This is a genomic window from Corynebacterium matruchotii, assembly GCF_011612265.2.
Classification (GTDB): domain Bacteria; phylum Actinomycetota; class Actinomycetes; order Mycobacteriales; family Mycobacteriaceae; genus Corynebacterium; species Corynebacterium matruchotii.
Map to the genome: position 1 here is coordinate 379,473 of NZ_CP050134.2, position 19,636 is coordinate 399,108.

Sequence of the window (19,636 nt, forward strand, 5' to 3'; positions counted from 1 at the left end):
TAAACAAGAAAACCAGCTCCCATTCGTGGGGGCTGGTTTTTTCTTGTCTACCTGAGGTTCTAAACCTACCGGTGCTCCTAGCTTGTCGACGCCTGAAGTGGCTGGCCTGGCCCGCTTACTGCGCCAATAGCAAGGCGTTGGGAAGGTTATTCCACACGTGGACCCCTATGGGCATGTACACATTACGGTCGAGCGCATAGATCAGGCTAAAGGACAGACCCATGGCCGAATAGACGCAGAGATTGACCCATTCGGAGGCGGTAAACCCATGCATGTGGATGAGGCCGAATGAGAGACTAGAGATGGCGATCGCCGCCCACGTGGGGATGTAGCGTTCTAGGAAACCAATGAGGAACTGCCGGAACACGAGCTCTTCCACGATAGGGCCGGCCACGCCGACGCCTAAAACCACGAGGAACGGTAGCGCATTGCCGTTACCCAGTTCTGCAACCCTAGTTTCGTTCTGGGATGTTTCGGTGATGAACCCGAAGATTTTCAGAAGGAAACCGGTGATGGTCGTGAGAATGTTCATCCCTAGGAAGCCGGCACACACCACAATAATGGAGCGAATCTTGGTTTCCCACACCTGCTTGGTGGCGGTGAGCAGCACAAGCCGGTACGCCACTATCCCATCAATGGCGAGCACCACATAGATAGCCAGTCGGGCATTGTCGGGAAAGAAAGTAGACAGGCGTAGGGGAAAGAGCAGCACGTAGGTGATAAGAAAGAACCCGATGAGGAATGTTTTCTCTGAAGGCTCCGTGATGGCCTTTGTGAGGGCCTGTTTCATGGTGGGATTATCATTATTGTCGGTCATGGTAAAAACGGTACTCACATGGTGTTATAGTGCAATAAATTAACCCCCATAATGAGATACGATCACCATTGCGAACTGCTGAAATACTAAAACCACGGGTGCACCAGTATGGTCGGTGGTCCGCGCAGCGGTCGGATAAATATTGTGTGCCACTGATGTGTGTGGTGGGTGGATCACACGCCTATGGTGTCGACAAGCGAAAACCGCGGTACGCTAAAAGAAAACCATCTTTGATATGCAATAATGGGAGGCATACTCATGGGCAGTCCTCGATATGGGTTGGCGTTTATAGAGATTGATTCTGGCGACCGCAGCATCAACAGTGCGGAGTTGCAACATGTGCTCTCCATGCTGGTGCTCACCTATCTTGATTCATCCAATTGCATTAATATTCGCCCTAGTTTCGGTGGCGGGTTGGTCGCCACCATGCACCTGCCCACGGCGATCATCGACATCATCAACACCAACATTGATTATGTGCGGCGAACCGCACGGCTACCAGCGGATTTCAGTTTGGAGCAATTGGATCTGCTGCGCATGGTCGCGCTTTTCGGTGGTCCGGATACGCACATTAAATTCAATACCACACTCTACCCGGCGCAGCCACTCGACCAGCATTATTGTGACTGCGTGGATCGGGCGCGGGCCACCCTGGTCACGAACACCATTGGATCGCTCCAGGGGGAGCTGTATTCCTATCTTGGCCGTGACCACGTGATGGCCGTGGGGCTGGAGCTTGCCAATCGGGATGTCATCGAAATCGACTATGACCCCTATGCGTTTCCCACATTTTCCGTGGCGATCGAGGGCATTGTGAACCTGCATGGCATTATCCAAACCCACCCGGATAGCGGCCGGCCCATGCGCATTAAGCTCCGTAGATTTAATTTGGTGCAATAGTTTTCTGTGCTTGTCGACGCCTGTCGACGCCGCAAGCACCGTGATCCGTCCGTGGGGAGTTTTGCGTCCGGGCCCATTGATAGACTGCGGCTATGTCTTATGATTTTTTATTATATGAGCCGGAGCGGACCCCCGATGGTGGCCTGGTTGCCCCGCCGCGGTTCTTTGCCGACCATGATTTCCTGGCCGATCGTTGGAGCAGTAAGGAGACGATTTTTTCTCTCCCCCTCAGGGCGGCCCAGGCGGAGCTTTGTTCCGATGACGCGCTCACGTTCGAATATCTTGACGTTGTGATTGAGGGGGATCGGTGCCTGTGGGTTCCGGTCGCGTATCAGTGGGCGGAGGAGGCATGGCAGCGGCTGGAGCGATTGGCGGTCCGCCACCATTTGGGACTGGCGGATATCAGCAGCGCGTTTGTTGTCTGCTACGGGGATGAGGATCCCGCCTATACGGTTCAGACCGATCGGTGGGACAACATTGCGTTTTCCCGCGCCAGCCTGCTGCCCAGCCTGGAGTATTTGTGCGAAGATAGCACCGAGCGCCGATTCTATATTCTTTCGGAACATGATCGTGACGAGCACTATATCCAGACGATAATGATGGCTAATTTATCCTATGAGGTGCCGGAATTCGCGTCGACGGCGCAGTGGTGGGTGGAATACCGGGAAGGCGACGGCGACCACCACTATGGGGCGCCCGCGGCCACCATGGTGGATGTGGTGCGCATGTTTGACCAGTGGCTGGCCAAGTCCGAGGAGTTTTCTTCGCACCCGTGGACCAAAATGGATTTTTAGCCTGCTGGGGTGTGCTGTCTGGTTAGCCGCCGGAGTGCATGATGTCCGCGCCTTTGGGAACGGTTTCGTCTTCGGGGTCGTCGAGCCAGCCTTCCGGCAGAATGACTTTTGCGGGGGAGCCCTGCCGACCCCGAACCCCGTCCGCGTCGGTGGCCAGCGCCGGGGATTCCCGCCAGGGTTCCAGCGCCGCCCGCAGATCCGCTAGGGTTTTAATTGCGGACAATTGTGCCCGGAGGGGCCCGCCCACTGGGAAGCCACGCAGATACCAGCCCATGTGTTTGCGCAGGTCCCGGCAGGCTTTATCCTCCCCATCGTAGTGGGTGAGCAGTTCCGCGTGGCGGAGAATGATCCCGGTGACCTCGCCAAGCGTGGGTTCTGGGGGAATGTCAACGCCCCGTAATGCGGCGGATAGTTCGGCGAAGAGCCATGGCCGGCCTAGGCAGCCGCGCCCCACGACCACCCCGTCGCAGCCGGTTTCGGTCATCATTTTTTGGGCGTCGGTCGCCTGGAAAATGTCTCCGTTTCCCAGCACCGGGATGCCGGTGTCCGCCAGGTGTTCCTTGAGTGCCGCGATCTGGGACCAGTCGGCGGTGCCGGAGTATCGTTGGGCGGCGGTGCGGGCGTGCAGGGCCACCGCTGCTGCGCCCTCGGCCGCGGCGATTCGGCCGGCGTCGAGGTGGGTGTGGTGGTCGTCGTCAATGCCGATGCGGAATTTCACCGTGATGGGAATGTTGGTGCCGGCCACGGCCTTTACCGCCGCGGCCACAATATTGCCGAAGAGGCGGCGTTTATAGGGGAGGGCGGAGCCGCCGCCACGGCGGGTGACCTTGGGGACTGGGCAGCCGAAGTTCATGTCGATGTGGTCAGCCAGGTTATTGTCGGCCACCATGCGGGCCGCCTTATACGTATATTCCGGGTCGGTTGTGTAAAACTGGAGGGAGCGTGGGTGTTCGTCGGGGCCGAAGGTTGTCATGTGGCGCGTTTTCTCGTTGCCTTCGACAAGAGCCCGGGCGGTAATCATTTCGCATACGTATAGGCCCGATACCGTTCCGGTTTTCGCTAGCTCCTGTTCGCGGCAGAGAGTGCGGAATGCCACGTTGGTGACGCCAGCCATGGGGGCCAGAATCACGGGGGAAGCTAACTTGATGGAACCGATTGTTAAACTCACGGTTGTCATTGTCCCCGATGCCGGCCGGGGCGGAAAATTTCCAACGCCGACTCATTGTCGAATACCAGAGAAAAGGGGTAGTAGCGGGGGTAGCTTGTGGGTTGGTGCGTTGGGTGATTTTGGGCCATTGTTGCGGTGTTTTGGGAAGTAATTACGGAAATTCACACATTGACCCACCGTTTTACGTTAATGTGGTCTCCGTAACTAAAGATTTCTGCTTTAGGGGTACTCACAACCCTGTGGGCGGAGTTTCATAGGAGGAATTTCATGTCGGAACGCATTGCGAATGCCAAGCTTGCGGGCAAAGTCATGTCGGCTGATGACGCCGCCCAGTTCGTGAATCATGGCGATAAAGTTGGCATTTCGGGCTTCACCGGTGCTGGTTACCCGAAGGTGCTTCCTGCCGCTATTGCGCAGCGGGCCAAGGAAGCCCATGCCCGTGGCGATGAGTTTATGATTGACCTGTTCACCGGTGCTTCGACCGCTCCTGACTGCGATGGGGTGTTAGCTGAGGCGGATGCGGTTCGGTTCCGCACCCCCTACCAGTCGGATCCGATGATGCGCAGCAAGATCAACGATGGCACCACGCTGTATGCGGATTATCACCTGTCCGAGTCGGGCATGTATGTGGAAGAGGGTTTCTTCGGCACGATGAACGTCGCCATTGTGGAGGCGGTTCGGATCACCGAGGATGGTGCGCTCGTCCCGTCGTCGTCTGTGGGCAATAATGTGGAGTATTTGGATGCGGCTGAGAAGATCATTATCGAGGTGAATTCGTGGCAGTCCCTGGAGTTGGAGGGCATGGCCGATATTTACCGCATTACGCCGCTGCCGAACCGTCAGCCGATTCCGATTACGAGCCCCGGCCAGCGCATTGGCACCACCTATATTGATATTGACGTGGATAAGGTGGTTGCGGTTGTCGAGACCGAGTTGCCGGACCGCAATGCGCCGTTTAAGCCTGTCGACGAGCAGTCGAAGCAGATTGCCGGCCACTTCCTGGATTTCTTGGAGGGTGAGGTTGCCGCAGGTCGGCTGACCTATGATGGTTACCGCATGCAGTCTGGCGTGGGGAATGTGCCAAACGCCGTGATGAGTGGTCTGCTCGATTCCAAGTTTGAGAATATTCAGGCCTACACCGAGGTGATTCAGGACGGCATGGTTGATCTCATCGATGCCGGCAAGATGACGGTTGCCTCGGCCACGTCGTTCTCGCTGTCGCCGGAGTATGCGGAGCGGATGAATAATGAGGCCTCCCGGTATTCCAAGCAGATTATTCTGCGCCCGCAGCAGATTTCGAACCACCCGGAGGTGATTCGCCGGTTGGGGCTCATCTGTAGCAATGGCCTGATTGAGGCGGATATTTACGGCAATGTGAATTCCACCAATGTGATTGGTTCCCGGATGATGAATGGTGTGGGTGGTTCGGGTGACTTTACTCGTGCCGGCTGCATTTCGTCGTTCATCACCCCGTCGTTCGCCAAGGGCGGCGACATTTCGGCCATTGTGCCGTTCGTGTCGCACGTGGATCACACGGAGCAGGACGTCAAGGTGGTCATTACCGAATATGGCTACGCTGACCTGCGTGGTTTGGCGCCACGGCAGCGGGTGCCGAAGATGATTGCGCTGGCTCACCCGGATTACCGGCCGCTTTTGGAAGAGTATTATGAGCGGGCTTTGAAGCTGGCCACGGATCGGAAGATGCTGCAAACCCCGCACGATCTGGCCACGGCCTTCTCGTTCCATCAGCGGTTTGCCGAGACCGGTTCGATGAAGAAACAGTAAATTGCGGCGGGGGTGTGAGCGACATGCGATTGCATGCGAGAAAATTCGTGGCACCCCCAAAAAGTACTGCAATTATGCTATACACATAGGTTTTCTGTGATTATCCTGACTTTACCTCAAGATAATTGCAGTCAATCTAAAATTGTTACAAAAAATTGATTAAAAAACGCAAAAGTGTGACTGGCTCTCATGAGTAACAGCTAGGCTGTGGGGCGTTAGAAAACAATGGTGTTCTTGCCCCGAGGAGCTGGTACTTATGCGACCGCAGTCACGCTGGATTATGCGAATGGTGGCTGGTCTGTGCGTTAGCATGCTGTTTGTCACGACGCAAATACCTGCTGCTCAGGCCATGGATTTGCCGGATACTAGTAGCGGGTCAAGCTTCCTCTCATTGCTAAGTAAGTTTTTCAGTAATAACAAAACAGAGGAACCTGAGCACGCTTCTGAAGAAAATACCGAGCTGACCGAACGGAAACTTACTGGTAAAACCCCGAAAGCGGAGAAGATAGAGGAAAGCTTCGATACTGCTGTTGTGGGGAGTATTTCGGCGGCGCAGGCCCTGAATACCGCCAAGCAAAACGTGGTGGTGACGGACGGATATACCAATGTGCGGTTCGTCCGTGACGTCGACAAGCAAAAGGGCGCCGATGCCACGGTGACCATTGCCGGAGTGACGTATGGGGCCAAATTCGACGAGGTTGTGCCGCTGCTTGCGCTCGGCGCGGGCGGCGGTGATAACACCCGTGAACTGCAGAAAGCCGTGGATTTGGCGGCGCAGCGGGGCTTGGGCGTGACGTTGAGCCCGGCCCAAAAATATGTGGTGACGGATCAGATCACCCTGCCCAAGGGGCTGCAATATTTCGACGCCAAGGGTGCGCAGATCACCGCGAACATGCGGGGCCAGGCGGACGCACCGAAGTCCGTGTTTGCTACCACCCGCGACACTGTGGGCTGCAAGATCACTGACATGACGCTCAACCTGGCGAGCGCCCCCTACACGCGGGGTGTCATGATTGACGGTGGGGAAAACATCGAGGTCAGCAAGATTGTTTTTAACCATTTGACGTATCGGGCGGTGGAAATGTCCGCCACCGATCGCCTGGTGAAGAATATCACTGTCGCCGATAATTTCATCAATAACACCGAGGGGGAGCGGGCCCAGGTGGGGCATTCGCTGTCGATCGTGGCCACTGCCACCAGGGACGAGTCCGATAACCCGGTAAAGGGGAGCCGCAGCCCAGTGTGGGAACGGTATGCGACTAATGGCACGGTCAGCCGGCCGATCGCGGGTTTTACCGGGCTGACCATTATCAATAATCGCATTAGGGGCGGCTATTATGGCATTAGTTTCTCCGGGGTGAGCGACAGCGTGATCCGCGGCAATGATGTGACGGCCAATACCCGCAATATTTCCATCCAAAACAGCAGCAATAATAATCTGGTGGAGCAGAATCAGCTCACCAATAGCATTTCCTCCGGGGTGCATATTGCCTACGATTCGGATAATAATGTGGTGCGCGACAATACGATTTCTTCGGATGTGTCCGTGGGGCAGGGCTTATTGCAGGCATACCAGGGGTGTGACAACACGACGTTTGAGCATAATTCCGTGACGGTAAAGGGGGACGCTAAGTCCAGCCCGAGCTGGATCTTGCTGGTGGGCACGGATTCGCATAACACCAAGTTTGTGGGGAATAGGATAGACGGGTGGGCGAAGCGGGCCATGGTGGATGTGGAATCCATCTGGGATGGCCGGTCGTCGGAGACGAATCTGCGCAAACCGGGCCCCAATGAGCATTCCTATATTCCCGATAAGAATGGTGCGCCCAGTCCGGTGGATAATCCTAAGGAACCCTACCATGGTGGTAGGGGAGACTTAAACGGCACTGTGATTTCGGGAAATGAATTTACGCCGCGGAATAAAAACGCTCCTGTGATTTATGTTGGTGCCGAGGTTTCCCCCGGTAGGAGCGGCAAGGAACGGTTGATTGGTAACATTAATGACGCGGTGATCGCCGACAATGTGATTGTGGGCAATCAGTTTTCGGAATTGTTAACCACGCACACAGGTAAACTGCCGGGCATTGGTGAGGCCAAGATTCATTTCAAAAATAGTAGCGTGGTCAAGCGCTAATCTGGCCCCATTAGAGATATTCGCGCAGCCAGCGGATGGCGGGAAATATAATTCCGGGAAGAATCACCCACATGGGCCAGAAATAGTAGATCTTTCCAACGGTGAGGCATACGCCCAACCATATGGCCAGGTTCATGGCGACGGCGATGAACCACAGGACAAAAAGGGATTTTATGGCCAGATCCAGCGCGCTCTTCTTACCGTCGGTGCTGGTGGCGCCACCAGTTAGGTCACCAGGGACCATGGAGGTTCCCGCCGACCGCCTGGCGAGCTCCGCGTGTGCTACCTGCGAGGTTGCGGGGATATTGCTGAGCGCCAGGTCGGCGAGCCGATCGTATTCCGCAAGACTGATTTCGCCGCGCCCTACCGATTCTTGCAACTTAGTGAGGTATTCCTGCGCTAGTCGTTCGTCTTCGGTCATGATAAATCCTGTGGTTGGTAGTGGTTTCTATTGCTTACAGCTTATCGACGCCCTTTCGGTCCTTCCGCATCATCCCTAGAGAATGTGCGATTTGTCATGATTTCCTGACGAATAAGGGGGTAACCAAAACAAAAAACGGGCGCAAAATGACACAGAACAGGAAAATGTGATGCATATCATACCTAAAATGGGTAGTGCCTGTTTAGCCGCTGGTTTGAGATGTGATATAGACCCTACTCACGACTGGAAAAACCGGCCAAAATGGCAGGACCGGGATGCGGATTATAGCCTTGAATGCGGGGAAATATTCGGCAATAAGGAAAAGCCATGAGAGAGTTTATAACTGAACGTTGGACACACATACTGGCAGATAGTTGGCAGCACCTCAGCCTAGTGGTGCAATGCCTCATCCTGGCCACCATCATTGCGGTGGTGTGTGCCGCGCTCAGCTATCAGCACCCACGCCTTGCCGCGCTGGCCAATAACGTGTCCACGGTGGGACTTACGATCCCCTCCTTCGCCCTCGTGGGCATCCTCATCATTCCTTTCGGATTTGGTGTGCTGCCAGCGGTGATCGTCGTCACGTTCTTTGCGACGTTGCCCATTTTGCGGAATGCGGTCGTGGGCCTATCCGAGGTGGACTCCAACATCGTCAGCGCCGCCCGCGGCATCGGCATGAGCCGCTTCGACACGTTTTTCCGGGTGGAACTGCCGCTGGCCTGGCCGGTGATCCTGGCCGGCATGCGCGTGTCCGCCCAAATGACCATGGGCATTGCTGCCGTCGCCGCCTATGCGCTGGGGCCTGGCCTCGGCGGTTATATTTTTTCCGGCCTGTCCCGACTTGGGGGCGCCAACTCTTTCGAATCCGTGGCAACCGGCGTGATTGCCGTTGTCATTCTTGCACTTCTGTTAGACCTCGCACTCATCCTGCTGGGACGTTTCACTATTTCAAGGGGCATCCGTGTCTAATCAACTTACCGACCAGATCGAATCTACCGACCTGACCAGCGACTCCGGTGGTGGCGCTGCCATCCTATTGGAAAACGTGACCAAACGTTACGGCAATAATAAACCCGCCGTCGACCAGCTCACCTTGGAAATTCCGGCCGGCAAAGTAGTCATGTTCGTCGGCAAGTCCGGCTGTGGTAAAACCACCACCCTCAAACTCATCAACCGACTCATCGAACCCACCGAGGGGCGGATCTTCATAGGTGGCGAAGATGCCAGCAGTATGAACGGCGATAAACTCCGCCGCAATATCGGCTATGTGATCCAATCCGGGGGCCTCTTACCGCACCTCACGGTGGGCGCCAACATTGCCATTGTGCCGAAAATGCTGAAGTGGGACAAGGCCCGCATTGCTCAGCGGGTAGATGAACTTCTCACCATGGTTTCCCTGGACCCGGAAACCTATAGGGACCGCTACCCGAAGGAACTCTCGGGCGGTCAACAGCAACGCATCGGCGTGGCCCGCGCCCTGGCCGCCGACCCGCCGGTGCTCCTCATGGACGAACCCTTCGGCGCCGTCGACCCGATCACCCGCCAACGCCTCCAGGACGAGCTCATCAATATCCAATCCGAGCTCGGCAAAACCATTGTGTGCGTCACCCACGACTTTGACGAGGCCGCCAAGCTGGGCGACTGGATTGCCGTCTTCGACGAAGGCGCCCGCATCGTGCAATACGACACCCCGGAACGCATCCTGGGGGAGCCCGCCGACGATTTCGTGGCCGACTTCATCGGCGCCGGCGCCGGCCTGAAACAACTCAACCTGGCCCGCGTCGGCGACGCCGACCTCATCACCCCGGCCTTCGGGCAGCCCGGGGACGATGCTGCCGTCATCCTGAAAGAGGTGGAGCGCCTAGGCCACGACCATGCGGTTATCCTCGACAATCATAACCGGGTGCTCTCCTGGCCCAGTCGGAAACAACTGCGCCGCATGACCACCATTACCAACTATCGGGAGGATGATCTGCCCGTGGTGGGGCTCAAATCCTCCCTCAACGATGCCCTGGACACCATGCTGGTCGCCAACTCCGGCGCCGCCCTGGTCGAAGGCCCCCGCCGGAAATTCCTCGGCATCGTCAATGTGGAAACCGTCATGAACGCCATCACGGAGTTGCGCAGCACCACCTCCGACGAAGACACCCCCCTGGGCAATAACGAGGGCGATATCCCCGAAGAGGTGGTGGCCCGCGTGGGTGCATCAGATACCCCGGATACGCCGGCCACACCTGAGGACTAGGGAGGACAGGCCCATGCAAACCACAAAATCGAACTGGTGGCAAGGGCTCACGGTGCAGCCCATTGTCATTCTTGCCATTCTCATCGCCCTCATAATTTGGTTGAGCACGGCACAATTCACCAATACCGAATTGGCTACCCTCACGCTGTCGAACCTGCTCAACCTCACGGTGCAGCACCTGGAACTCACCGCGGTCTCTATCGTGGTGGTGCTCATTATTGCCATCCCCTTGGGGATTCTGCTCACCAGAAAACCACTGCGGTGGCTCACCACCCCCGTCATGTCCCTGGCCAACCTGGGGCAGGCCGCCCCCGCCATTGGTCTGGTGGTGCTCATCGCCTTCTGGCTCGGGTTCGGCTTCACTACCGCGGCGGTTGCCCTCATCCTTTACGCCTTCCTGCCAGTGCTGAAAAACACCATGGTCGGCCTGGACGCGGTTGACCCCAAACTGGTGGAGGCCGGCCGGGGCATGGGTATGAGCGCCGTCCAGGTGCTGTTCCAGATCGAACTCCCCCTGGCGGTGCCGATCATGCTGGCCGGCATCCGCACCGCCCTGGTGCTCCTGGTGGGAACCGCAACGCTCGCCACCTTCGTCGACGGCGGCGGCCTGGGCATCCTCATCACCACCGGCGTTAACCTGGCGCTCAATCGGGTGCTCATCACCGGGTCGCTGCTCGTGGCCCTCCTCGCCCTGGCGGTGGACTGGATCGCCCGAGTACTCGAACACACGCTGCGGCCGAAAGGACTATAACCATGAAGCTCACAAAGATACTCAGCATCCTGGTCATCGGCTGCACCCTCGCCCTCGCGGGCTGCGGGCTCCGGCCCTCCGCCTCGGTCATCCCCAACCTGCACCCGGCCGCCATCCAACCCGTTCCCGGTGCGGAAGGCAAACGGGTGGTCATCACGTCGAAAGCCTTCACCGAACAGCTCATCATGGGCAAAATAGCGGTCTACATTGCGGACGCGGCGGGGTTTCGGGCCACGGACATGACGGGGGTTCCGGGGTCGCAGCCGGCGCGGAAACTCCTGGAGTCGGGCCAGGCGCAAATCCTCTACGAATACACGGGGACGGCATGGCTCACGTATTTGGGCCACGAAACCGGCATTCCCGACCAGAAGAAACAATGGCAGGCGGTGTACGAGGCGGATTTAGCCAACGGGCTCACCTGGTCGAATCCGACACCGCTCAATAATACGTATGCGTTTGCGGTGCGGCGCGAATATGCGGAGCAGCATCATCTCACCAAGCTGAGCGATATCGCAAGCTTGCCGGTGTCGGAGCGCACCATGTGCGTGGATGCGGAGTTTAATTCCCGTTTGGATGGGCTCAACCCCATGCTGGAAAAATACGGTATTCCGCGAGGCACGCCGGAGGGGATTCCCGAAAAGAATATTTCGCTCATGGACACGGGCACGATCTACCAGGCGACGGACACGGGCGCCTGCAACCTGGGTGAGGTGTTTACCACGGATGGCCGGATCCAGTCGCTGGATTTGGTGGTGTTAGAGGATGATCGGCAATATTTCCCGGCCTATAATGCGGCGCCGGTGTTTAATTCGGAGTTTTTGGCACAGTACCCCGAGATTGCGGACCGGTTTGCGCAGGTCACTAGGCTGCTTGACGACGACACCATGCGGTCGTTGAACCTGAAGGTGGACGTGGATGGCGAGGATCCCGGCACGGTCGCTTTGGATTGGCTGGTCGAACAGGGGTTTGTGTCGAGGTAGCGGCTACATGATGGCCCAAAAATAGGTGTATACGCCTTGGGCCACCAGGATGCCGGGGACGAACGTGAGGCTGATGAGCACGTCAATGGTGGAAATGATCTTTGACAGGCGGGCCTCTTGCAATTCGTCGAGGCTGAGGTTATTGATCGATATGAATAGCAGGGCAATGACGATGAGTGTGCTGGCGAATACCACCCAGACGAGATAGTTGTCGGCTTGCCACCAGGGGGTGGGTGGTTTGGCCCAGTGGTGTTGGCCGAAGTGGGTGAGGGCGGCGGCGGTGAGGGCTATTCCCACCCCGCCAGCGGTGAGCAGGGGGGCGATGATGCGGGCGTCGGCGAAGCCGTGGCTGCGGAGCATGAGGATGAGGGCGAGGCAGGCGGCGGGGATGGCCTGCTGCCAGTAGGGGCTGCCCACCAGAGTAATGATGTCCAGGAGTGCGAGTGCGGTGGCGGCCCACACGAGCCCCCGGCTGAAGGCTTCGCTGCGGCGGGCGGTGGTGTGAATCTTGGTGCGTTCGACCGGGTCGCCGGTGTCGTTGCGGCGCAGCATGGTGGGCAGCCCGGTGGCGTTGAGGGCGACGGTAGGGGCGATGAGCAGCAGGAGTATGGGCGCCCAGGCGCCCCAGGCGGCGACGGCGAGGGGCCGGACGGGGAACAGGAAGGCGACGCCGAGGCCGGTGAGGACGACGGTGAGGATGGTGAATGCGACCACCCCAGCAGTGTCGTTGCGGCTATCGGCGCCTTGGCCTTGTTGATTGGGGCGGCGTCTGCCAGCAAGGAAGGCGGCAATGATGCCGCCCAGGCTGGTGGCGGCCAGGGTCCAGGTGATGCGCGCCGGGGTGGTGGCGTTGGGTATGAGGGTGGTGGCAGGCCAGGTGGTGGCGGCCGCGGCTATGGGGACGATGATGCCGGCCCACCGCAGCCAGGGGTGGGCCCTAGAGGCGGCGATGATGATGCTGGCGAGAGTGATGATGCCGATGGGGGCGAACACCCACGGGCTGGTCTGGCTGGTGGGGGTGAGGGTGCGGGGGAGCAGGATGAGGAAGAGTAACCCTAAAAGGGTGAGCCCGCAACAATATAAGCCATTCGAACGTATGGCCGATGACCAGCGCCATTGGTTGTCGTCGATGGTGGTGCGAATCTCGCTTAAAATATCGTCAACAAACGGGGCCTGGGCGGCGTCCGAAGCCCGCGTTAAATATAGGCGTTGACCATCAATAATGCCGGATTCCGACAGGGAAATGTCGGGGTTGATCCGCCCATTAATGGGGGAGGACAGGGCCCAAGTGAACACATCGGTGACGGATTCCCCCGGCTTGGCGTGGGATTCGGTTACCGGGTGGAACAGTTGGATGATTTCGTCGATAAAATCCACCACCGGCCGCTGGGCCGGTAGACTAACATCTAGCTGCTGATTCTCCCAAAATATACTCAGACGAACAAATACTGAACTCATTTTCGCATTAAGATTTCCACTATCAGGGCCCGACAATCTGACTAGTAGTAAGGATATATGAGCACTCGCATAGTACACCGGCCCGCCCGGCTGCATAAAAAAATTAAAGCAGATAAACCTATCGAAATCGCCGCGGTGCCCACCATTCGTGGGGGTGGCGGTGGCGGCGTGCTCATGGCACTCATGCCCATCGTTGGCGGGGCCGGCATGGTCATGATGATGATGTCGTCCGGCAACCCCATCCGCATGGCCATCGGCTCGGTCATGATCGTCGTGGTCCTCTTCACCGCCATCGGCGCGTTCGCCCGCAACCGCACCGGCAAACGCAAACAGGCCGAAGACGACCGGGTGCGGTTCATTGAACACCTGGGTCAGGTGGAGCAGGAAATCCGGGAACGCGCCCAAACGCAACGCTCAGAAGCCCTCATGCGTAACCCGGCGCCGGAAATGCTGGCGGATGTGGTGCGCGACCCCTACCGGATTTGGGAACGCCGCCGCGGCGACGAAGACTTCCTCATCACCCGCATCGGCAGCGGCATCGGCGAGCTCGCCACCCACGTGTTTGTGAAACCCACCAACGACCCTATGGCGATCTCCGAGCCGATCGCCCAGGCACACCTCGACCGCATGCTGCGCCGTACCCGCACCATCGAGGGCCTGCCCATGTCCATCCCGGCGCGCGGCGTGATCTCCCTGGTGGGTCCGCTAGAGCAAACAACCGCCGCCGTGCGCTCCATCGTGCTCCAAGCGGCCGTGTTCCACGCCCCCGACGACCTGCGCATTCACGTCGCCCAACCATATGATGGTGATTGGCTTCTCTGGCTGCCGCACATCCTGTCCCCCGAGCTTTTCGACGGCCCTATCGGCAAACGCGAAGTCTCCCACGATGAGGAATCCGCCACCGAACTCGTGGAGGAAATCACCTCCCGGGTGGAAGAACTCGCCGAAAAATCAAAATACCGGGAGGCCATCCTCGACCGGCCGTTCTTCATGGTGATTGTTGACATGGACACCCCGCACGGCAAGTGGGTGGCTGGCCAGCTTTCCGCGCTGCCGAGCGTGGCCAGCGGCCGCATGGTGCTGCTCGCCATGTCCTCCTCCCAATACCTGGAGCCCTCACACGTGGACGTCCGCGTCCTCCTCGAAGACGACAACACGTTCGAAGTGCAGCTCCTATCCCGCGGCGAAATCCAAGAACCCGCCGAGGGAGAAGAAGGCTATGTCGAACGCATGCTCTACGGTGGTAGGAAAGGCACCCTGGACATCATCCCCATCAGCCTGGCGGAAGCCATCACCCGCCAACTCTCCCCGCTGCGCCTCGTGGAAGACGCCACCCCCGACGCGCCCCTGGAACAAACCATCGCCCTGGACGCCATGCTGGGCATCCAAGACTTCGCCACCTACAGCATCGAAGAAGCCTGGAAACCCCGGTCCACCGAGGACTTCCTCAACGTGCCCTACGGCATTGACTCCGAGGCGAAACCCATCAAGCTCGACATCAAGGAATCCGCCAAAAACGGCATGGGCCCCCACGGCCTGTGCGTCGGCGCCACCGGCTCCGGCAAGTCGGAGGTGCTCCGCACCCTGGTGCTTTCCCAGGTGATCTGCCACCCGCCGGACCAGCTTTCCCTCGTGCTTGTCGACTTCAAGGGTGGTGCCACCTTCGCCGGTCTGGAACCCTTGCCCCATACCGCGGCCATCGTCGATAACTTGGAGGACGCCGCTGGCCTCGTCGACCGGCTCCACGACTCCATCCTGGGTGAAATCCAACGCCGCCAACGTGTCCTCCAGGCCGCCGGCAATCTCGCCAATGTGGGGGAATATAACGAGTTACGCAACCAAGGCAAGGTCACCGACCCCCTACCGGTGCTCTTCGTTGTCATCGACGAGTTCGGCGAACTCCTGGCGGCCAAACCCGAATTCGTCGACCTGTTCGTCCAAATCGGCCGCATTGGCCGGTCCATCGGCGTGCACCTGCTGCTCGCATCCCAACGGCTTGAAGAGGGCCGCCTTAAGGGCCTGGAATCCTACCTGTCCTACCGTATCGGCCTGCGCACCTTCTCTGCGCAAGAATCCCGATCCGCCATCGGATCCACCGCCGCCCACGAACTGCCGCCCATTCCCGGCTCCGGCTATCTCAAGGTTGACCCGGAAATCTTCGAACGGTTCAAGGCCGCCTACGTGTCCGGCCCCTACGAGGCCGCGGCGGTGGCCACCATCCGGGAGCTCCCACCCGTGCCCATGCCCCTAGAGCTCGCCAACACCACCGAGGCGTGGCTCAGCCGCAAAGAAGAACTCCATCGCACACAATTAGAAATGTCGGCTGTGGCACCAAAAACCGACAAAACCACCCTCGACCTTGTGGTATCCCGGCTCACCACCGCTGCCGAAAAAACCCGCCAAATCTGGCTCCCACCCCTGCCTGAACACCTCTCCTTCGACGGCGTGCTCACCAACATTGACGTCCACCCCGATACCGGGCTCGGCGCCGACCGGGAAGGCTACCTGCACGTTCCCATGGGCATCAAAGACAAACCCCTCACCCAATGGCAGGGCCCCATGGTGCTCGACCTCGCCGGCGCTGGCGGTAACGTCGCCATCCTTGGCGCCCCCCAAACCGGCAAAACCACCGCGCTCCGCTCCCTCATCCTCGGCGCTGCCCTCACCCACACACCCCACGAAGTCAACTTCTACATCGTCGACATGAGCGGCTCCGCTTTCGGCTACCTCGCCCAACTGCCTCACGTCGGCGATGTGGTTACCCGCTTCGACGAGGACAAACTCCGACGCACCATCGCCGAAATGGAAGCCTTCCTCCACGAACGCGAAACCCTGTTCGAACGCCACCAAATCTCGTCGGTGCAACAAATGCGTGACATGCACGTCCAAGGCCGTCTCCCCGAACTCTTCGCCGCCGATGTTTTCCTGGTCGTCGACGGGTGGGGCACCATGCGGAAAGACTATGACGACCTGGCGGAAACCGTCGAAAAGCTCGCACAACGCGGCCTCGGCTACGGCATCCACATCATCTTCGGCACCGGCCGCTGGCCCGACTTCCGGCTTCCCGTCCAAGCCGTCATCGGCACCAAAGTCGAATTTCGGCTCAACGACTCCCTCGACTCCTGCGTCGCTAAACGCGTCAACGAAAAACTCGCCAACGAAACCACCGGCCGGTGCATCACCAGCGACGAACTCATCAGCCAAGTCGCACTCCCCATCATGGACAACCCCAGCCTCGTCCACGAAGCCACACCAGAAGCCCTGGTCAGCGCCATCAACCAGGCCTGGGAGGGCCGCAGTGCCCCCGCCGTGCGCATGCTGCCCGAACTCATCACCTACCGCGACCTCATCCACCAACACCAGGGCCACGAACCCGCCCTCGTCGGCATCGCCGAATCCAACCTCAGCCCCGTCCACTTCAACCTCAACCGGGACCAACGCCACCTCATTGTCATCGGCGACTCCCAAACCGGCAAAACCTCATTCCTCAAAAACATCATCGCCGAGGTGTGCCGCGGCAAAAAGTCCCGCTTCGCAGTCTTCGGCATCGTCGACCTGCGCCGCTCCCTGCTGGGATTCCTCACCGACGACGACCCCCAGTTCGGCGGCTATGCTGGCATGCGCGCCGGGGTGACCCCGCTGGTTGAGGGCATTAAGGGGATTTTGGACAGCCGCCTGCCGCCCGATAATGTCACCGTGGAGCAGCTTAAGAACCGTTCCTGGTGGTCGGGCCCGGAAACCTACCTGGTGATTGATGATTTCGACATGATTGAGGGCAGCGGCAACCCGCTGAAACCGTTGGTTCCCTACCTGCCGCAGTCCGAGGATCTGGGCCTGCACATTATTGTGGCCCGCCGCAGTGCCGGTGTGTCGCGCAGCTCGTATGATCCAGTCATGCAGGGGTTGCGGGAGGCCGGTGCGAACGGGATTCTGCTGTCCGGTGACCGTCAGGAGGGTTCCGTGTGGCCGAAAGTGTTTTTGAAGAAGCTTCCCCCGGGCCGGGCCCAATGGGTGACACGCTCTGGCAAGCCCCAAATGGTGCAGCTGGCCTTTTACGATCAGGAGGGTCGCAATGGACTTTAATCGACACGGTGTTCCCGGCTGCCGGCTGCTCCATCAACGACACGTACGAACATTTCATCGACACATGGCGGGATGTGACCCTCACCGATAGTTCCTTTACCAGCATATTGACCTTAAAAGGCACCGTGAACCTGAATGGCAACGACTATTACGCTGTGGCGGACCTGGACCCGGTGACCGGGGAAGTCATGCTGCTGGACCTTAATTTCCCCGAGCATCGGAACGACGAGTGGGACACCATTGAGGGCATCGAGTTGCAGACCTGTTCGGCCCGGCTGCTCGCCGCCCGCCTGTCCCTTCTCGACCCGCCCGCCTATTTCAACCTGCCATGCGTGGAGTGGCCGAAGGCGCACATGGCATTCTTCGTTTTCGAAGACGTTCCCCGCACCATTTGCTGGTACAAAGCTTGACGACGCCCTAAGCCCCACGGTTGTATGACCCCATTGGGAAGACGACCGTGGGGCTTTCTTATGGGCACTCATACAGGAAGTCTGACCAATTTTTATAGCTTAAGGTTTTAGGGCGAAAATCCGTATGTAAATGCCGAATTCATCATACTATATACCCCAGTAAGATGCCTGATGACCTCGATAACCAAGCATTGAGCATGGGTATCAAAATTACTGGGGGGAAGTAAATGGAAATCTAAATGCCTTCTGAAAAGTCAATAATAAATTCGAACGGTATCCCAAAAATAAAAAATTGATAGGTACATTGTAGTGATAGCGCAAGAGATAAACGATTCTTTGAGGAGGACGTCGGTGGCCGAACAGGTTCTAGAAAAGGCTATAGAACTCAACCCGAATGTACCCAGACCAAACTTCCTGTGGTACATCAGCCTGCCACTGGCGCCCTGGAAATTCCTCGACACCCATCCCGCCCATGCTGACACGTGTATTGATCGGTTGTCGGGGGATTTTGTTCCTGGTATGCGGTTGCGTGCCGGGGATCGGAGGGTTGTTCGGCGTAGGTTGGGGGAGGTTATTGCTGCTGCGCAGGAGGCTGGGGTGCTTTTGGGGCTGGTACTACCCGGGGTATTAGAGTCGGGGGAGGTGTCGTCTGCTGCGGTGCTATTGCGGTGGCATAGTGTGGCGCCGGAGCGCGCATGCGTGGATCCGGTGATTTCGAAGTTTTCCCGTGATAATCCTCAGATAGAGACCCTCGACGGGGGTGGCGAGTTTGTGATAGTGGAGCGAGAATCCATGTCAGGTTCTGTGACGGATCGTCGCAAGGTGTTCCACGTAGAGGGGTTTGTGCCGGTTGTAGGCTCGTCATGGTTTTTGGTGATAAGCGCGTCGGTTCCTGAGGTGGAGATGGTTGGTGATGTGCGGGCTGTGGTGGAGCGGATGATCCAATCCCTTCGAGTGTATCCGGACATAACCGACCAGCCACTGACCCAAGAATTCGGCCATGAGGCCGGGGACGCGTATTTCACACCAGACGGTGCAGTTTTAGTAAGCGAAGGAGTTTAATTGTGAGCGATCATATCCAAGTCCCCATGATGCATCTGCACGAGATAGCCACCAAATTTGCGTCGATGAAAACAGAATTAGATGGCACCGAGCAGAGCGCTACGGAACTCCACGGGGTGGACGCCAACGACGGCCACCTTGTTGCTACCGCAGTCACCGACTTCCTATCCGAATGGAAGCAATCCCGGAAAACCCTCAACGAGAACATCGGCATCCTCGGCGAGGTTTCCGGCAAGATCGCCGACCTGGTGATCGGGTTCGACACGGATGTGTCAAAGTCTATCGGTGATGCCGCCGCAAAGATGAGGGAGAACAAGTAATGGCTCAAGACTATTTTGCATTTCGGGACTCGACGGCGGATTCGGCTGGCTCCGATATTTTTACGACAATGAATGAAATCAAGCAGACGTTGGCCACCAACCGAACAGCAATCAACAATCTTAAACCCGAGTGGGTATCTGTCGAGGCCGACGCATATTACGACGGTATCACCAAGTGGAACGAGGGGGCCGATGGGCTTGCCGACGTCCTCGACAATGTGAAGCAAACCCTCCTCGGGGTGAAAGACGGCACGGGGGACGTCAAAAAATCCATCGGGGAAATCCTCGATGCAACTAAATAACCCAGA

17 protein-coding genes are annotated in these 19,636 nt (G+C 58.2%); 13 read left to right on the top strand and 4 right to left on the bottom strand.

What is annotated here, in order from left to right; all coding sequences use genetic code 11:
- Window positions 1-115 precede the first annotated feature (115 nt).
- Window positions 116-835, bottom strand: coding sequence for a CPBP family intramembrane glutamic endopeptidase (locus HBA49_RS01665; protein ID WP_244248379.1), 720 nt, complete (start codon window positions 833-835; stop codon window positions 116-118).
- Window positions 836-1,075: 240 nt separating this feature from the next.
- Here HBA49_RS01665 and HBA49_RS01670 point away from each other — a divergent pair, with 240 nt between their 5' ends.
- Entirely contained in the window at window positions 1,076-1,717 is a 642-nt protein-coding gene (locus tag HBA49_RS01670; protein WP_005525365.1) for a hypothetical protein, read from the top strand.
- A gap of 92 nt (window positions 1,718-1,809) precedes the next feature.
- A complete protein-coding gene (locus tag HBA49_RS01675; RefSeq protein WP_040431740.1) occupies window positions 1,810-2,511 on the top strand; it encodes a hypothetical protein in 702 nt (233 codons plus the stop codon).
- A 22-nt stretch (window positions 2,512-2,533) separates the two neighbouring features.
- Here the strand turns inward: HBA49_RS01675 and dusB are convergent, their stop codons facing one another.
- Window positions 2,534-3,679 (bottom strand): tRNA dihydrouridine synthase DusB, encoded by a 1,146-nt coding sequence (dusB, locus tag HBA49_RS01680; protein ID WP_174888108.1) that lies wholly within the window; start codon window positions 3,677-3,679, stop codon window positions 2,534-2,536.
- Window positions 3,680-3,946: 267 nt separating this feature from the next.
- Between dusB and HBA49_RS01685 the strand changes: the two genes are divergently transcribed.
- Window positions 3,947-5,464 carry an acetyl-CoA hydrolase/transferase family protein gene (locus HBA49_RS01685; RefSeq protein ID WP_005522240.1) on the top strand — a complete coding sequence of 506 codons (1,518 nt, stop codon included), beginning with the start codon at window positions 3,947-3,949 and terminating at the stop codon, window positions 5,462-5,464.
- 256 nt (window positions 5,465-5,720) lie between these two features.
- The gene (locus HBA49_RS01690; protein ID WP_225866112.1) at window positions 5,721-7,598 is read left to right on the top strand and encodes a right-handed parallel beta-helix repeat-containing protein; all 1,878 of its coding nucleotides are present in this window, start codon (window positions 5,721-5,723) and stop codon (window positions 7,596-7,598) included.
- A 10-nt stretch (window positions 7,599-7,608) separates the two neighbouring features.
- Here the strand turns inward: HBA49_RS01690 and HBA49_RS01695 are convergent, their stop codons facing one another.
- Window positions 7,609-8,019: a hypothetical protein gene (locus HBA49_RS01695; RefSeq protein ID WP_005525034.1), complete on the bottom strand. Its 411-nt coding sequence runs from the start codon at window positions 8,017-8,019 to the stop codon at window positions 7,609-7,611.
- A 327-nt stretch (window positions 8,020-8,346) separates the two neighbouring features.
- Between HBA49_RS01695 and HBA49_RS01700 the strand changes: the two genes are divergently transcribed.
- The 4 genes from HBA49_RS01700 to HBA49_RS01715 are packed head-to-tail and all read left to right on the top strand — an operon-like array spanning window position 8,347 to window position 11,995.
- Window positions 8,347-8,988 (top strand): ABC transporter permease, encoded by a 642-nt coding sequence (locus tag HBA49_RS01700; RefSeq protein WP_005525360.1) that lies wholly within the window; start codon window positions 8,347-8,349, stop codon window positions 8,986-8,988.
- Window positions 8,981-10,264 carry an ATP-binding cassette domain-containing protein gene (locus HBA49_RS01705; protein ID WP_005525161.1) on the top strand — a complete coding sequence of 428 codons (1,284 nt, stop codon included), beginning with the start codon at window positions 8,981-8,983 and terminating at the stop codon, window positions 10,262-10,264. Before HBA49_RS01700 ends, HBA49_RS01705 begins: the two co-directional genes overlap by 8 nt.
- A 13-nt stretch (window positions 10,265-10,277) precedes the next feature.
- Entirely contained in the window at window positions 10,278-11,015 is a 738-nt protein-coding gene (locus tag HBA49_RS01710; RefSeq protein ID WP_005522249.1) for an ABC transporter permease, read from the top strand.
- 2 nt (window positions 11,016-11,017) lie between these two features.
- Window positions 11,018-11,995, top strand: a complete 978-nt coding sequence (locus HBA49_RS01715; RefSeq protein ID WP_005525128.1) for a glycine betaine ABC transporter substrate-binding protein — start codon at window positions 11,018-11,020, stop codon at window positions 11,993-11,995.
- Window positions 11,996-11,998: 3 nt separating this feature from the next.
- Here HBA49_RS01715 and HBA49_RS01720 read toward each other — a convergent pair whose 3' ends face one another.
- Window positions 11,999-13,453, bottom strand: coding sequence for an EsaB/YukD family protein (locus tag HBA49_RS01720; protein WP_081455678.1), 1,455 nt, complete (start codon window positions 13,451-13,453; stop codon window positions 11,999-12,001).
- Window positions 13,454-13,510: 57 nt separating this feature from the next.
- Between HBA49_RS01720 and HBA49_RS01725 the strand changes: the two genes are divergently transcribed.
- The 5 genes from HBA49_RS01725 (at window position 13,511) to HBA49_RS01745 (ending at window position 19,630) form a co-directional block, all read left to right on the top strand.
- A complete protein-coding gene (locus HBA49_RS01725; RefSeq protein WP_005524944.1) occupies window positions 13,511-17,536 on the top strand; it encodes a type VII secretion protein EccC in 4,026 nt (1,341 codons plus the stop codon).
- Between the two features lie 8 nt (window positions 17,537-17,544).
- A complete protein-coding gene (locus HBA49_RS01730; protein WP_040431742.1) occupies window positions 17,545-17,946 on the top strand; it encodes a hypothetical protein in 402 nt (133 codons plus the stop codon).
- A gap of 351 nt (window positions 17,947-18,297) precedes the next feature.
- Window positions 18,298-19,008, top strand: coding sequence for a hypothetical protein (locus HBA49_RS01735; RefSeq protein WP_005524951.1), 711 nt, complete (start codon window positions 18,298-18,300; stop codon window positions 19,006-19,008).
- A gap of 2 nt (window positions 19,009-19,010) precedes the next feature.
- Complete coding sequence (locus tag HBA49_RS01740) at window positions 19,011-19,328, top strand: hypothetical protein (protein ID WP_005525420.1); 318 nt, start codon at window positions 19,011-19,013, stop codon at window positions 19,326-19,328.
- Entirely contained in the window at window positions 19,328-19,630 is a 303-nt protein-coding gene (locus tag HBA49_RS01745) for a WXG100 family type VII secretion target (protein WP_005525225.1), read from the top strand. Before HBA49_RS01740 ends, HBA49_RS01745 begins: the two co-directional genes overlap by 1 nt.
- The last annotated feature ends 6 nt before the right edge of the window (window positions 19,631-19,636 follow it).